Consider the following 14,343-nt stretch of genomic DNA (forward strand, 5'->3'; position numbering starts at 1 on the left):
ATTAATTTTTATAACGCATTTTAATTTGTTCAGCAGTTATAATCCATTCTTCTCTTTTATCGTCCGTCTCTCCTAAGAAGTAAAGAAACACCATACATAAAAATGGAGAGAATACAAACGATAGCAATACCCACATCAATCCACTTCTGCCTCTCTGTCTTGCCATCTCAGCAATAACATAGCATATAAAGACAAAAAAAGCCAAAAGGAAAAGAAGGATACAAAAGACAACAGAACTACTTAAATTTTCCATTTACCAAAATTAGTTTTGTAAGGTTATACATAATTTCAGCTAATATATAAAATCCTATTTAAATAGGGATAATTAATACGGTTCGTTATTAGTAGGTAACATAAAAGCGGATAAATACGCAATTTCAGCCTATGGAAACTACAGATACAGTATTCGACGATAAAATTCTAGCCATTGCTGAAAAGATAAAAACACTACGCAAAGAAAAAGGCTTCACTAGTCATGAAACCTTCGCCTTCGAACACGAGCTTAACCGCGTTCAGTATTGGAGAGTAGAAGCCGGGAAGAACATCACTCTTAAAACCCTCCTTAGAATTTTAGCAATTCACGATTTATCCTTGGAAGAGTTCTTCAAAGGGCTTTGACCAAAGGACACATTCTTAACAACACCTCTTAAATTTTCAGGCATTATGTGGGTATAACTAAAGGATTGATTTAGCTTTTTATGCCCCATAAGATAAGTAATATTAAAAGGATTTACATTATTACCTAAGAGGGTTACAGCAAAAGTATGACGCCCGACATGAGAGGTCAGATTTTTATTAATCTTAGCTTCCTTAGCCAAAACTTTCAAATCAAGATTTAACGTCTGGTTACAAATATCAGGTAAAATTTTCTCTTGGGGTTTTGCTTTTTCTAAATACTTATAAAAAATCAATTTAGCTTCAATCGTCATAGGCGTTTCCTGTCTATTTCCAGTTTTCTGATGATTAAAACATAGCATACCTTCTTTATAGTTATCGTGCGTTAGATTATTAGCATCACTATACCTCAACCCTGAATAACAACAGAACAAGAAGAAGTCCCTTGATTCACTTAATCTTTTATCAAATTCATACAATTTAAGCTCATGAATCCTTTTAACTTCGGCTGGTGTTAAAAATACTCTTTCCCCTTCAGGGCTTTTAGCCGAAGTTTCACGCCAAGAGTCATCGGTAAGTAATTTCAACTTCATCGCTTGGTCAAGAGTAGTTTTCAAAAACTTAATCATATTATAAGTCCCACTTCCAGTATCTTCAAGAAATTCTTTAAACCCTTCGGTAAAAACATAATTTATATCCTTAAACTTCAGCTTCGGGCTATACATTTTTAGCTTCTTTTCTAAAGTTCTATAATGAGATTGGGTCGCAGGCTTTATTTTTTTAAAGTGGCTTTGACAAAAAGAAGCATAGAACTTATAAAAATCAACTTCACGATCAGCCTTACCGTTCCAGTAATTAGTAATATCCTTCTGACTCACATTATTTCCTTCCGCTAAGCACTTTCTAATAAAATTTAGAACATCATTTTTCTTCTGAAGAATGATACTATTAACATTACCATAACCCTTTGCATTTACACGTTCCTTTTCCTTATCCCAAATATTTTTTGGAATGTATTCAGCTAAAGACAGCTTCTGAGTAACACCGCTACAGTAAACAAATAGATAAATTGGGTAGTATCCATCTTTTCTTTTCTTGTCAGTTCTTATATCAGCCCTAACATTGTAATAATCGTTTTTCATTGTAATAAAAATTAGAATTAATACTTCTAGTAACTCCGGGAAGCGAAATTTCAAGTCGTATTTTTCAGTACTAAATTATAAATTTTTTCTTACAAAATAAAATTCAACTAATTGATTTAATGACAACTAACAATAAAAAGATATTGAACTGGTGTTATATTTACAACAAATAAAAAATAGCTAAACATAACGAATCACAATAGATACGGCTTTTGTTATAATTACAACTCCTTATAAGCAACAAAAGACGAAAGAAGTAAACAAAATTTACCAAACCTTATAAACAAAGGGATTCATAAAAAAACGGGGGTATTAATAGGGGTATAAGAATAGGCGAACCAAAGCAATAAAGGGAAAAGATATATGCCTTTTTTTTAAGAAAACGAAAAGGTATTAAATCAAAAAAGCCCTCCAATTAAATGGAAAGCTTCTCATTCGGTCTAACTACTAAACCGTGCTATACAGCAGTATAGCGTAAACAACACAACTATCGTAAATATTTTAGGCGAAAAAAGCCCCGCATATCTGCGAGGCTGTTTCTCCTTTACTGGCGGTCTGGACGGGACTCGAACCCGCGACCCCATGCGTGACAGGCATGTATTCTAACCAACTGAACTACCAAACCAGCGTTTCTAATGATGTCTTAACGTTGCCGTTGTTTGTTTCATTATTACGAGTGCAAATATACGGCTCTTTTTGAGATTTGCAAGTGTTCAGAAAATTTTTTTTGATGTTTTTCTCTTAACGTTAGCCAAACTTTTGTTTCTCAACGAGGTATGTCGTTAATATTTTTTCAAATTTTTCATCAACAGAAACCGGAACATACTTAATTCGGTACAACATGCAAGTTTCTTCTACCTTTTTAAAGTAGGCATTCACTAATTTTTCATACTCCGACTTTACATTTTCTGCAAAAAGGTTCACTTCTTCGCCCGATTCTACATCAATAAACTTCCTTGGGGCGTTATCAAAATCAAAACTGAACTCCGTTTTCTTATCCATTACATGAAATAATACCACTTTATGCTTGTTGTGCTTTAAATGCTGCAACGCATTAAACAGCGCTTCATCATTGCCCGGCTGAAACATATCTGTAAATAATATGATCATAGAGCGGCGGTGCATCTTTTGCGCTATCTGATGCAAAAATGTCGTCGTATCAGTAGCTTTGCTCTGCCCCGGCGATTCCAGCACACCCTCAAGTTTGTTTAAAAGCATCCTGTGGTGTCTTCCGCTGCCTTTCTCCGGCGCATAGAACTCGTAAGTGTCTGAATACACACTAAGCCCTACGGCATCGCGCTGGTGCTTTAGCAGCTCCATCAATACCGCAGACGCTAAAACCGAAAATCCTATCTTATTTTCATAAAACTGCTGCCCTTGCTTAAGCTTAGGGTAGTGCATAGACGATGAATTGTCTATAATGATATGGCACCTCAGGTTTGTTTCTTCTTCATAACGCTTGGTATACAACCTGTCGGTACGGGCAAACAGCTTCCAGTCTATATGCCTGGTGCTTTCACCGGGATTATACACCTTATGCTCTGCAAATTCTGAAGAGAATCCGTGAAACGGACTCTTATGCATACCCGAAATGAAACCCTCCACAATTTGGTTGGCCAACAACTCAAGATGCGAAAAGCTCGATATTTTTTCTAATTGTCCTTCTAACTTCATAATTCCAAATGTAAGCAATTGACATAAATTATACTAACAGATTATAAATACAAAAACCCGTACAGCGTTCGCTATACAGGTTTGTTTATTACCTAAATAATTTATTAATACAATTGCTGAAGACTGGCAGTATCAAATGCTTTAAGTTCGTCAAAACGTTTCATCTTTACCTTTTGCACCCATTCAGGATCCTGAAGCAGTGCACGACCTATGGCAACCAAGTCAAAATCGCCACGCTCAAAACGGCGAAGCATCTCACTCATCTCTGCCGTTTCAGATCCGCCGCCTTTTGTAAACAGCTCCATAACATCGGTAGATAAACCTACAGAACCTACTGTAATGGTAGGCTGACCCGTTACTTTCTTGATCCATCCGGCAAAATTAAGGTCGCTGCCGTCAAATTCGCTTTCCCAATACCTGCGTTGCGAAGCATGAAAAATATCAATACCGGCTTCTACCAATGGCTGCAGCCAATCTTCCATCTCTGATGGGTCAGATGCCAGCTTAACACCATAATCCTGTTGTTTCCATTGTGAAACACGAAGGATTATAACCATATCGGGACCTACAGCTTCTCTCATTGCCTTGACCACATCTACTGCAAAACGGCTTCTTTCTTTAATGGTCTTACCTCCATATTCGTCGGTACGGTTATTAGTAACTTCCCAAAAGAACTGGTCTATAAGATACCCGTGCGCACCATGTATTTCAAAAGCATCAAAACCTAATGCCTTAGCATTGCGGGCCGCATCTGCAAATGCTTTTATAGTATCTTCAATATCTTTTAGTGTCATTGCATCCGGGCTTTCAAACGGAGCAGGAGCTTCCCATCCGTACGGTGTATTGCCTACGTGCCATAACTGCGGTGCAATCTTACCGTGGGCAGCGTGTACATCCTGTACAACTTTACCCCATGCATTCAAGGCTGCATCCCCATAAAAATCAGGAATATCCTTTTGATTCTTAGCCGACGGGCGGTTTATAACCGTGCCTTCAGTAATGATCAAACCAACTTCGGCTGCTGCCCTGCGGGCATAATAATCGGCAACGAACTGTGTAGGCACACCGTCAGGCGAAAAAGTTCTTGTCATTGGAGCCATAACAAACCTGTTCTTCAGGTTTAAGCCTTTGTATTGGAAGGGCTGAAAAAGAGCATCAAAATTCATAGTGTAATTTAGTTTTATTACGATGAAGCCTGTTCATCTGATATTTATCATTTTAGTGTCACAAAGTAACTCATAATAGTTTACATTTGTAACCATTAATAGTATATAGTGGTAACCCTAAAGTAACCTGATTTGAAAAATGATGTTTTTAGATATGCCGAATGCCCCATGCACCGTACTATGGCGATCATGGGATCGCGATGGAAACCTGTAATAATATATGCCCTTCGCAGCCGTAAGGCTCGTTTTGGACAGCTGCATGCTTCTATAGGTACGATATCTAAAAAGGTGCTCACCTCTTCCTTAAAAGAACTGGAAGCTGATGGTATTTTAACCAGAGAAGAATTTAAAGAATTACCGCCAAGGGTAGAATATAACCTTACCGATAAAGGACGCTCTCTTGTTCCTATTATTGTTGACCTTGCCAAATGGGACAATAAGCACTACGAACAAAAAATAGCCGAAAAAGAAGAAATTGAAAGTGTAGGTTAAACTCTATTCACTATCCTTATAGATCATATCCACCAGACCTGACAGAGCTGTTTTTAAAGACTCTTTTCCATCCTCTTTTGCAGGATCTATGCCGCAAAAAGTACTGTTGCTGGAATTAGAATACATATTAAGGTAATATATCCCGGAAATAATTATTGCCATGCTGGCGCGAAAATTTACCGCCTTAGCGCCAAAAAACGGATCGGTTATATTTTGAAGCAGTAGCTCACCCGCTACTTCGCGTTCATCGGCCAGATTTTGAAGTGATTTTCTTTTTTCAGAAAGCCCCCATAAAAGTATCTTCTGGAATTCTTCATTAGTGCCAACATAGTCAAACTGCTGTAACAGCATCTGTTTTACAAATTCCTGCCCGCCATCGGTAATTACCGGTGGGGCATCGCCTTCTTTTATGTTGCTCCAAAAATCTATAGATACCAGATACTCATCTATAAGCTGGTCTTTTCCGCCAAAATATTTATAGATAAGCTTTTTATCCAGGCCCGCAGCAGCAGCTATATCATTAACCTTTAGCGCCGAAAATCCTTTTGTTTTAAGGAGTTTTCCAACAGCTGCAAGGAATCGCTGCTTACTTTTCTCCTTATTTCTTTCCTGCGTTTTTTTAGCCTGCTCTTCCATGCCATAAAATTATAAAACAAAAATAGCTATTATAAAGTCACTATTTAGTGACTTTGACTATATTTGCGCAATCAAATCAAAAAAACCGAACGGTAATTTACATCAAAAGGCACAACATCATGATTACCTGATGCTGCATTAAAAAGTGCAATTGCACTTTTTAAAAACACAAACCAATTACCAATAAAAAAGCCCACTTTAAATAAAGTGGGCTTTTTCTATTTTAAATGCTTACTTATGATAATAAAGCATCAATAGCGTCAGTGTATGTTTTTTTAGGAGCAACACCTACCTGGCGGCCTACAACTTCTCCATTTTGGAAAACAAGTACGGTTGGGATGTTTCTCACACCATATTTAGCTGCAAATTCCTGGTTAGCATCTACATCTACTTTACCAACTACAGCTTTACCTTCGTACTCTGTATTGATCTCGTCGATGATTGGACCTACCATACGACAAGGTCCACACCATGCTGCCCAAAAATCTACTAATACCGGTTTGTCTGATTTTAATACCACTTCTTCAAAAGTAGCATCTGTTATTGCTTGTGCCATTATATATTTTCTTTTTTAGATTAACTTTAGGTAACAAATTTACATATTTATATTAATATTTCTGTTAAAGATGTATTAGTTTTACCTATACCCCTATAGAGTCAGTTTATTAGGAAATTTAATTCAGTTTAAAATTTACCTGAAGTTTTTCCAGTTCCTGCAATAACTCGTTACTAATCTTTACTTTGAGCTTCCTGCTTGGCATTATCAGCTTGGTCACTACCTGAATATCTTCTACTTCGCTTATAACAGGCTCATTAACCTCTGCATCCAGCTCGTCGGAATCTTCAGTTATTTCTTTAACAGGCGGCGCAGCGGCAATTTCTACTTTTCGCATAATCTTTTGCAACTCCATTACTTCAAACGTTACGGTATTATCGCCGGTATTGTTCCGAAAGATTTCATTTAGGGTTTCAATAACCTGATCCTGAAGCTCGGCAATATTAAACTGTATAATAAGCTTTTTCGCAAAAGTGGTTAACACATCCTGAAGGTATTGTATGGCTATAAACTGCAGCCTTGGCTCGCCCTTTTTACCTTCGGCATTGGTCCAGCCCTCCTTTACAAGCACTTTCATAAAGGTAAAATTATTGCCTATAAGGAAATGCCTGAATTTAAGATACTCTTCGCCATATATCCTGAACTCGTAACTCTCATCATAGCCCTCAAGCATAAACGACGCCCAGCCTTTGCCATTTTTGGCTACCCTGTGCTGCACGTTTGATATTATACCACCAAAGCTTAAATTCTTTGTAACGTGCTGCTCAAGGTTTTTAAGCGCCTCAAGTTTTGCATTACAAAAATATTTCATCTCAAATTTATAGTCATCCAACGGATGGCCTGATATATAGATACCTACCACCTCTTTCTCTTTAGCCAGTTTTTCCATAGTGCTCCACTCTTCGCATGGAGGCACAACCGGCTCCGGAATCTGTACTTCGCTTGCCTCTCCAAAAAGGCTTACCTGAGACGAATTTTCATTCTCCTGGAATTTAGAACCATAGCGCATCGCCTTTTCAAGAAACGATATATTCTCGCTGGAATCCATGTGAAAATATTGCGCCCTGTGTGTGGCCGCAAAACAGTCAAACCCTCCTGCAAGGGCAAGGTTTTCAAATGCTTTTTTGTTGGCAGCGCGCAGATCAATACGCTTCGCAAGATCAAATATAGATTTATAAGTTGCTTCTTTCCTGTTTTCAACAATAGTCTCAACAGCTCCTGCCCCTACACCTTTAATAGCCCCCATACCAAAACGTACAGCGCCACGGTCGTTTACAGTAAATTTATAAAACGACTCATTAACATCAGGGCCAAGAACCTCTAAGCCCATACGTTTACATTCTTCCATGAAAAAGGTAACCTGTTTGATGTCGTTCATGTTGTTAGAAAGTACAGCCGCCATATACTCTGCCGGATAGTGCGCTTTCAGGTAAGCCGTTTGATAGGCTACCCACGCATAACAGGTAGAGTGCGACTTGTTGAAGGCGTAACTTGCAAACGCCTCCCAGTCTTTCCATATCTTTTCGAGTACTTTGGCATCATGTCCTTTTTCTGCAGCCTGGGCTACAAATTTAGGTTTCATCTTATCCAGTACGTCTTTTTGTTTTTTACCCATCGCTTTACGCAAAACGTCGGCCTCACCTTTAGTAAAGCCCGCCAGCTTTTGCGACAGCAGCATCACCTGCTCCTGGTATACGGTAATACCATAGGTTTCCTTTAGGTATTCCTCGCAGGCATCAAGGTCATATTTTATTTCTTCCTCGCCATTTTTCCTGCGAACGAAACTCGGGATATACTCCAGCGGTCCCGGACGGTACAGCGCGTTCATGGCAATAAGGTCGGCAAATACAGTTGGCTTAAGGTCCTTCATGTACTTTTGCATACCGGGCGACTCATACTGGAACACCCCTACAGTCTCACCGCGCTGAAAGAGCTCGTACGTCTTTACATCGTCTATAGGGAACGACTCAGGGTCGAGGTCTATATCATGCTTGTATTTTACCAGCTTAACAGTATCCTTGATCAGGGTTAGGGTCTTCAGACCCAAAAAGTCCATCTTAAGGAGTCCGGCGCTCTCGACCACCGAGTTATCAAACTGGGTAACATATAGGTCGGAGTCTTTTGCCAGCGATACCGGAACGAAATTCGTAATATCATCGGGTGTAATAATTACACCACAAGCGTGGATACCCGTATTGCGCAGCGATCCTTCAAGCACTTTTGCCTGCTGGATGGTCTCACCGGTAAGGTCGCCGCCATCGGCCATGGCAATAAGTTCTACAACCTTTTCATATTCCTCTGCACGCAATGCACTTTTAAGCGCATTAGCATCAAGAGAAAATATTTTTGCCAGCTTAAGGTTAGGAATAAGCTTAGCAATTTTATCGGCTTCAAACAATGGAAGATCCAGTACCCTAGCAGTATCACGTATAGACGATTTTGCCGCCATGGTACCGTAGGTAATAATCTGTGCCACCTGGCTTGAGCCATATTTATTAATAACGTAATCCATTACGCTTCCTCGCCCCTCGTCATCAAAGTCGATATCAATATCGGGCATGGATACACGGTCAGGATTAAGGAAACGCTCAAAAAGCAGGTCGTACTTAATCGGGTCAATATTGGTGATCCAAAGGCAGTACGCTACTGCAGATCCCGCAGCAGATCCCCTTCCCGGCCCCACCGATACCCCCATGTTGCGGGCTTCGGCGATAAAATCCTGTACAATAAGAAAATATCCCGGGTAACCACTGTTCTCAATGGTCTTTAACTCAAAATCAAGGCGTTCGCGTATATCATCGGTAATTTCTCCATATCTTATCTTTGCACCTTTATAAGTAAGATCCCTCAAATAACTGTTCTCTCCCCGTTTGCCTCCATCAGTTTCATCCTCCGGATTAACAAATTCTTCAGGAATATCAAATTTAGGAAGCAGTACATCCCTGTATAAGGAGTATATCTCTACTTTATCTACTATCTGCTGAATATTGGCAATAGCTTCCGGCAGGTCTTTAAAGAGCTGCTTCATCTCATCACCCGATTTAAAATAGTATTCGGTATTAGGAAGCCCGTAACGGAAACCACGGCCACGGCCTATAGGTGTTGCCTGTTTCTCGCCATCTTTTACACACAATAAAATATCATGCGCATGCGAGTTTTCCTTATCTACATAATAGGTGTTATTGGTAGCTACCAGTTTAACATCATGCTTACGCGCCAATGAAATAAGGGTTTGGTTAACACGGTTCTCGTCTTCCTGCCCGTGGCGCATCACCTCCATATAGAAGTCATCGCCAAACATATCTTTCCACCACAGCAAAGCTTCCTCTGCCTGGTTCTCACCAATGTTTAATATCTTATTCGGTATCTCGCCATACAAGTTACCCGACAATACAATAATATCTTCTTTATATTGTTCTATAACTTTTTTGTCGATACGCGGCACGTAATAGAAACCGGCTGTAAAGGCAATAGACGACATTTTTGCCAGGTTATGATAGCCTTTTTTGTTCTTGGCCATCAACACCACCTGATAACCGTTATCTTTTCTGGATTTATCTTTGTGGTCTTCGCACACAAAGAATTCTACCCCCACAATAGGTTTCATTATAACCTCCGTAGGTTCTTCCCCGTTTTCTACGGCAGTCTTGTTTTTTGCTTCGGCAGCTTTGTTATGGTTAAGCACATTGCTCACAAAGTGAAAGGCCCCCATCATGTTACCGTGATCGGTCATGGCAACAGCAGGCATCTTATATTTGGCAGCAGCCTTTACAAGATCCGGTACCGAAATAGTAGACTGCAGTACAGAAAACTGTGTATGGTTATGCAGGTGTACAAAATCTACATCCTGTATATTATGTACCTCGCCCGTAGTGTGGGTAGGTACAGCCTCGGCAGATTTCAGTTTCTCAAGGTGCTTGCGCACCTCTTCTGAAGCTTGCTTAAGGTTAATATGCTTTAAACCGATAAGCTGTATCGGCTGCGGATTTGCTACTGCAAATTCATTGTAGTATCCTGACTCAACATCAAGCTCCTGCGGCGTGAATATCTGCCTTTTTACAAGTTCAAGAAAACAACGTGTAGTGGCCTCAACGTCGGCAGTAGCATTGTGGGCTTCGGCAAACGGTTCGTTAAAAAGGTATTGGTGCAGCTCGGTAAGCGTAGGTAGTTTAAAACGGCCCCCACGTCCTCCGGGAAGTTTTAATAAATCTGCGGTAATTTCAGTACAGGTATCCAGCACCTTCATGGCTGCCATAGGGCTTTCTACACCCATACGGTAAAATTCAGAGCCCATGATGTTAACATCAAAGCCTACATTCTGCCCAACTATGAATTTTGATTTAGAGAGCGCAATGTTGAATTTCTCCAATACCTCACCAAGGTCTATTCCCTGTTCAGCGGCAAGCTCTGTAGAAATACCGTGAATGCGCTCAGCATCATACGGAATATTAAAGCCATCGGGCTTTACCATATAATCCTGATGTTCTATCAGCCTGCCCATCTCATCATGCAGCTGCCATGCTATCTGTATACAGCGCGGCCAGTTGTCTGTGTCGGTAATGGGGGCGTCCCAGCGTTTGGGTAATCCGGTTGTTTCAGTGTCAAATATCAGGTACATACCAACTTAGGGATTTTTAGAGAAAGTTTTTTGTTTGATGCACGCACGTAATAGCATGCACCCCAAAAATACGATTTTTAAAAACAAGGTTACAATAAGTTATAAACAATCCGTTTGTTAAAATCCAGCGTTACGTATAACGCATAAAAAATCCCGGCTCATAAAAATGAGCCGGGATAAAATATATATTGTACTTGTAAATATCTATTTTTTAGTAACGACCTCCACGGTTGTAATCTCCACCACCACGGTTGTTGTCTCTGTTGAAACCTCCACCACTACGGTTGTTGTCTCTGTTGAAACCTCCACCACCGCTGCGGTTGTTGTTGAAAGTTCTTCTTTCACCTTCCGGTCTTGGCTCAGACTTGTTTACAACAATAGTCCTTCCAGCTACAGTAGCACCGTTAAGTTCGTCGATAGCTTTTTGAGCCTCGTCGTCGTTTGACATCTCTACGAAGCCAAAACCTTTACTTCTGCCTGTAAATTTATCTGTAATAATCTTTACAGATTCTACAGCTCCATAAGCCTCAAAAGACTCTCTTAAATCTGCCTCCTCTAAACTAAATGGAAGGCTCCCTACGAATATGTTCATAAAAAAAAATTTGTTCGGTGTTTATACTTCTTACAAATGTAACCTTATTTAGTTATAAAACAACTTATTATTTTTTTTTAATACAAATTTAAGAGTTCACGCACAAAAAGGTAATAAAAAACCGCCCAAAAGGCGGTTTACTATATTTCAAACTATTTGTAATTTATTGTATTGCAACGATCGGCACCTTATAAAAAACTCCCGAATGGTAGTTAACGGTTTCACCGGCATCGTTTTTAGCGTTAAAATAAAATGTTCCAGATATATAACCCTTACCATCTGTAGCATTAATATTGTTATCAAGCGTCCTTCTTATCTGGATCTGACCGTCTCCTATATTTGTACCCGTTTGGTAAAACTGATCGATACCGTCTACAGATAGTGCATATGTAGCTTTATTAAGCTCGTCTACCCCTAGCGGATGTATAGACCCCTCAGTTTCTCCCGGAACAGGATTATTGATCCTTAATACTATTGTCTCAACATCATTCTTAGCTGTAACTATCACAGAATTTCCAGACTTGACCGCAGAAAATTCCCTGGCTTTCCATATATCAGAAGTACCATCTGTATTACCTCTAAAAGCCTGCACCGCCGGGGTGTTGAATTTTACATCTTCTTCACACGAGGCGAACGCTACCAGCAATACTAAAAGTGATAAAATTTTTTTCATTATTAAATAGTTAGAAAGGGTCAATCAAATTTTACAACGACAAAAATAGTTTTTTATAGAATATATCCTAATCAAAATAAAAGAAATCACAATAAAAATTAAAAAACGTGATAAAATTCAGGGTAACAAATCATAAATATAGCATTTACTTCAGTTTGTATAGTAATCTTTTATATATTTGCACCCTAATTTTAACGAGGTCGGGAACCTCACATTAATCTAAAGATTATGCCTGTAAAAATCAGATTACAAAGACACGGTAAAAAAGGAAAACCTTTTTACTGGGTAGTAGCAGCTGACAGCCGCTCTAAAAGAGATGGTAAATTCCTTGAGAAACTAGGAACTTACAATCCAAACACAAACCCTGCAACGATAGATCTAAATCTTGACAGCGCTGTACAATGGCTTCATAACGGAGCTCAGCCTACAGATACTGCAAAAGCTATCCTTTCTTACAAAGGTGCTTTACTTAAACACCACCTTGACGGAGGTGTGCGTAAAGGTGCACTTACTCAGGAGCAGGCTGATGCTAAACTAGCACAGTGGCTTGATGAGAAAGCCGGAAAAGTTGATGCAAAAAAACAAGGACTTTCTAAAGCTGAAGCTGATGCTAAAGCTAAAGCATTTGCTGCTGAACAGAAAGTTAACGCAGACCGTATTGCTGCTGCTAAACAAGCTGAAGCTGACGCTATCGCTGCTGCAACTCCTGCAGCTGAAGAAGAAGCTCCTGCTGAAGAAGCTGCAACGGAAGCTACTGAAGAAAACAACGAAGAAACTCAAGCTTAATTTTTGTACAGCGGTATATGCGTAAAGAAGATTGTTTCTATTTAGGTAAAATCGCTAAAAAATTTAGCTACAAGGGTGAAGTCCTTATCTGGTTAGATACGGATGAGCCTGAGTTGTATGAAAACATGGAATCGGTGTTTGTTGAACAAAACAAACACCTGGTTCCATTTTTTATTGTTTCATCGTCACTGCACAAGGGTGACTTTTTAAGGACCCGTTTTGAAGACATCGACAACGAAGACGATGCCGATGCTATAATGGGCAATGCGGTTTACCTTCCACTTTCTGCACTTCCTAAACTGGAAGGCAATAAATTTTATTTCCATGAGGTTATTGGCTTTGATGCCGAAGACCAGCGCCTGGGCAACATAGGCAAGATCGTATCTATAAACGACAGTTCTGCACAGCCGCTTTTTGAAATACTTAAAGGAGAAACAGAAATCCTTGTCCCAATGATTGACGACTTTATCGTTAAGATAGACCGTGAAAACAAAAAGGTAGTGCTTGACACGCCTGAAGGGCTTGTTGAAATGTACCTTAATATATAGTTTGGTTATCGGCTGCCAATTGATGGTTGTCAGTTAGCTTAACTATTTTCTATCATCTCCTGTCTCAAATCTCATTACTCAATACTCCAGTCTAAAAATGTTTCAGTTCAAGCAATTTTCTATTCAGCAGGATAAATGTGCCATGAAAGTAGGTACAGATGGTGTTTTGCTTGGTGCATGGGCTCCCGTAGATCATAAGCCTTTCAGCATACTGGACATTGGCGCAGGCACCGGCCTTATCGCTTTGATGCTTGCACAGCGCAGCCATGCCGAACAGATTGACGGTATTGAAATTGACGATGATGCTTATGAGCAGGCAGTAGATAATTTTGAGAATTCGCCTTGGGGTGACAGGTTGTTTTGCTACCATGCAGGACTTGACGAATTTATGGACGAACCCGAAGATGAATACGACCTGATAGTTTCTAACCCTCCTTTTTATACCGATGGGTATTTTTCGGGCGACGAACAGCGCGACAAAGCCCGCTTTACGGAATCGCTTCCCTTTGAAGACCTTATTGAGGCATCTGCACTACTATTGTCAGAACATGGCGTGCTTGCTGTAATCATTCCTTTTAAGGAAGAAGAAAAATTAATTGCTCTTGCAAAGCAAGACGAACTTTATCCTTTTAAGATTACACACGTAAAAGGAACTCCAGCTACCGAAGTTAAACGCAGTCTTATTGCTTTTAGCCGCTTTAAAAAAGAAACTGCCATAGATGAGCTGACCATAGAACTGGAACGCCACAAATATACCGATGAGTATATTTTGCTAACGCAGGATTTCTATTTAAAGATGTAATCGCTCTTTTCCTTTTCTAATCTCTTTTCACCTGCATAGCAAA

General features: G+C 39.7%; 14 protein-coding genes and 1 tRNA gene. 5 read left to right on the top strand and 10 right to left on the bottom strand.

Features of this window, described 5'->3' with window-relative positions; genetic code table 11:
• Position 1: 1 nt before the first annotated feature.
• Positions 2–253, bottom strand: coding sequence for a hypothetical protein (locus R1T16_RS13130; protein ID WP_317501571.1), 252 nt, complete (start codon positions 251–253; stop codon positions 2–4).
• Positions 254–384: 131 nt separating this feature from the next.
• Here R1T16_RS13130 and R1T16_RS13135 point away from each other — a divergent pair, with 131 nt between their 5' ends.
• Positions 385–618, top strand: coding sequence for a helix-turn-helix transcriptional regulator (locus R1T16_RS13135; protein WP_317501572.1), 234 nt, complete (start codon positions 385–387; stop codon positions 616–618).
• Here the strand turns inward: R1T16_RS13135 and R1T16_RS13140 are convergent.
• The 4 genes from R1T16_RS13140 to R1T16_RS13155 form a co-directional block, all read right to left on the bottom strand.
• Entirely contained in the window at positions 579–1,757 is a 1,179-nt protein-coding gene (locus R1T16_RS13140) for a site-specific integrase (protein ID WP_317501573.1), read from the bottom strand. The genes R1T16_RS13135 and R1T16_RS13140 overlap by 40 nt on opposite strands.
• A 548-nt stretch (positions 1,758–2,305) precedes the next feature.
• Positions 2,306–2,382 (bottom strand) — tRNA-Asp (locus R1T16_RS13145).
• Between the two features lie 122 nt (positions 2,383–2,504).
• Positions 2,505–3,431: a DUF58 domain-containing protein gene (locus tag R1T16_RS13150; protein WP_317501574.1), complete on the bottom strand. Its 927-nt coding sequence runs from the start codon at positions 3,429–3,431 to the stop codon at positions 2,505–2,507.
• A 104-nt stretch (positions 3,432–3,535) separates the two neighbouring features.
• Entirely contained in the window at positions 3,536–4,597 is a 1,062-nt protein-coding gene (locus tag R1T16_RS13155) for an NADH:flavin oxidoreductase (protein WP_317501575.1), read from the bottom strand.
• A 132-nt stretch (positions 4,598–4,729) separates the two neighbouring features.
• Between R1T16_RS13155 and R1T16_RS13160 the strand changes: the two genes are divergently transcribed.
• Positions 4,730–5,089: a helix-turn-helix domain-containing protein gene (locus tag R1T16_RS13160; protein ID WP_317501576.1), complete on the top strand. Its 360-nt coding sequence runs from the start codon at positions 4,730–4,732 to the stop codon at positions 5,087–5,089.
• A 3-nt stretch (positions 5,090–5,092) separates the two neighbouring features.
• Here R1T16_RS13160 and R1T16_RS13165 read toward each other — a convergent pair whose 3' ends face one another.
• The 5 genes from R1T16_RS13165 to R1T16_RS13185 all read right to left on the bottom strand — a co-directional run bounded on the left by R1T16_RS13165 (position 5,093) and on the right by R1T16_RS13185 (position 12,164).
• Positions 5,093–5,725 carry a TetR/AcrR family transcriptional regulator gene (locus R1T16_RS13165; RefSeq protein ID WP_317501577.1) on the bottom strand — a complete coding sequence of 211 codons (633 nt, stop codon included), beginning with the start codon at positions 5,723–5,725 and terminating at the stop codon, positions 5,093–5,095.
• Positions 5,726–5,960: 235 nt separating this feature from the next.
• Entirely contained in the window at positions 5,961–6,281 is a 321-nt protein-coding gene (gene trxA, locus R1T16_RS13170; RefSeq protein WP_317501578.1) for a thioredoxin, read from the bottom strand.
• 118 nt (positions 6,282–6,399) lie between these two features.
• Entirely contained in the window at positions 6,400–10,899 is a 4,500-nt protein-coding gene (gene dnaE, locus R1T16_RS13175; protein ID WP_317501579.1) for a DNA polymerase III subunit alpha, read from the bottom strand.
• Positions 10,900–11,110: 211 nt separating this feature from the next.
• Positions 11,111–11,491 (bottom strand): RNA-binding protein, encoded by a 381-nt coding sequence (locus R1T16_RS13180; protein ID WP_317501580.1) that lies wholly within the window; start codon positions 11,489–11,491, stop codon positions 11,111–11,113.
• A gap of 163 nt (positions 11,492–11,654) precedes the next feature.
• Positions 11,655–12,164 carry a DUF6252 family protein gene (locus tag R1T16_RS13185; protein WP_317501581.1) on the bottom strand — a complete coding sequence of 170 codons (510 nt, stop codon included), beginning with the start codon at positions 12,162–12,164 and terminating at the stop codon, positions 11,655–11,657.
• 228 nt (positions 12,165–12,392) lie between these two features.
• On the opposite strand from R1T16_RS13185, the gene R1T16_RS13190 reads away from it, so the two are divergent.
• The 3 genes from R1T16_RS13190 to R1T16_RS13200 all read left to right on the top strand — a co-directional run bounded on the left by R1T16_RS13190 (position 12,393) and on the right by R1T16_RS13200 (position 14,300).
• On the top strand, positions 12,393–12,950 hold the full coding sequence (locus R1T16_RS13190) for a 30S ribosomal protein S16 (protein ID WP_317501582.1): 558 nt from the start codon (positions 12,393–12,395) through the stop codon (positions 12,948–12,950).
• Between the two features lie 17 nt (positions 12,951–12,967).
• Positions 12,968–13,498: a ribosome maturation factor RimM gene (rimM, locus tag R1T16_RS13195; protein WP_317501583.1), complete on the top strand. Its 531-nt coding sequence runs from the start codon at positions 12,968–12,970 to the stop codon at positions 13,496–13,498.
• A 97-nt stretch (positions 13,499–13,595) separates the two neighbouring features.
• A complete protein-coding gene (locus R1T16_RS13200) occupies positions 13,596–14,300 on the top strand; it encodes a tRNA1(Val) (adenine(37)-N6)-methyltransferase (protein ID WP_317501584.1) in 705 nt (234 codons plus the stop codon).
• The last annotated feature ends 43 nt before the right edge of the window (positions 14,301–14,343 follow it).

It is taken from the genome of Flavobacterium sp. DG1-102-2 (assembly GCF_033042555.1).
Taxonomy (GTDB): Bacteria; Bacteroidota; Bacteroidia; order Flavobacteriales; family Flavobacteriaceae; genus Flavobacterium.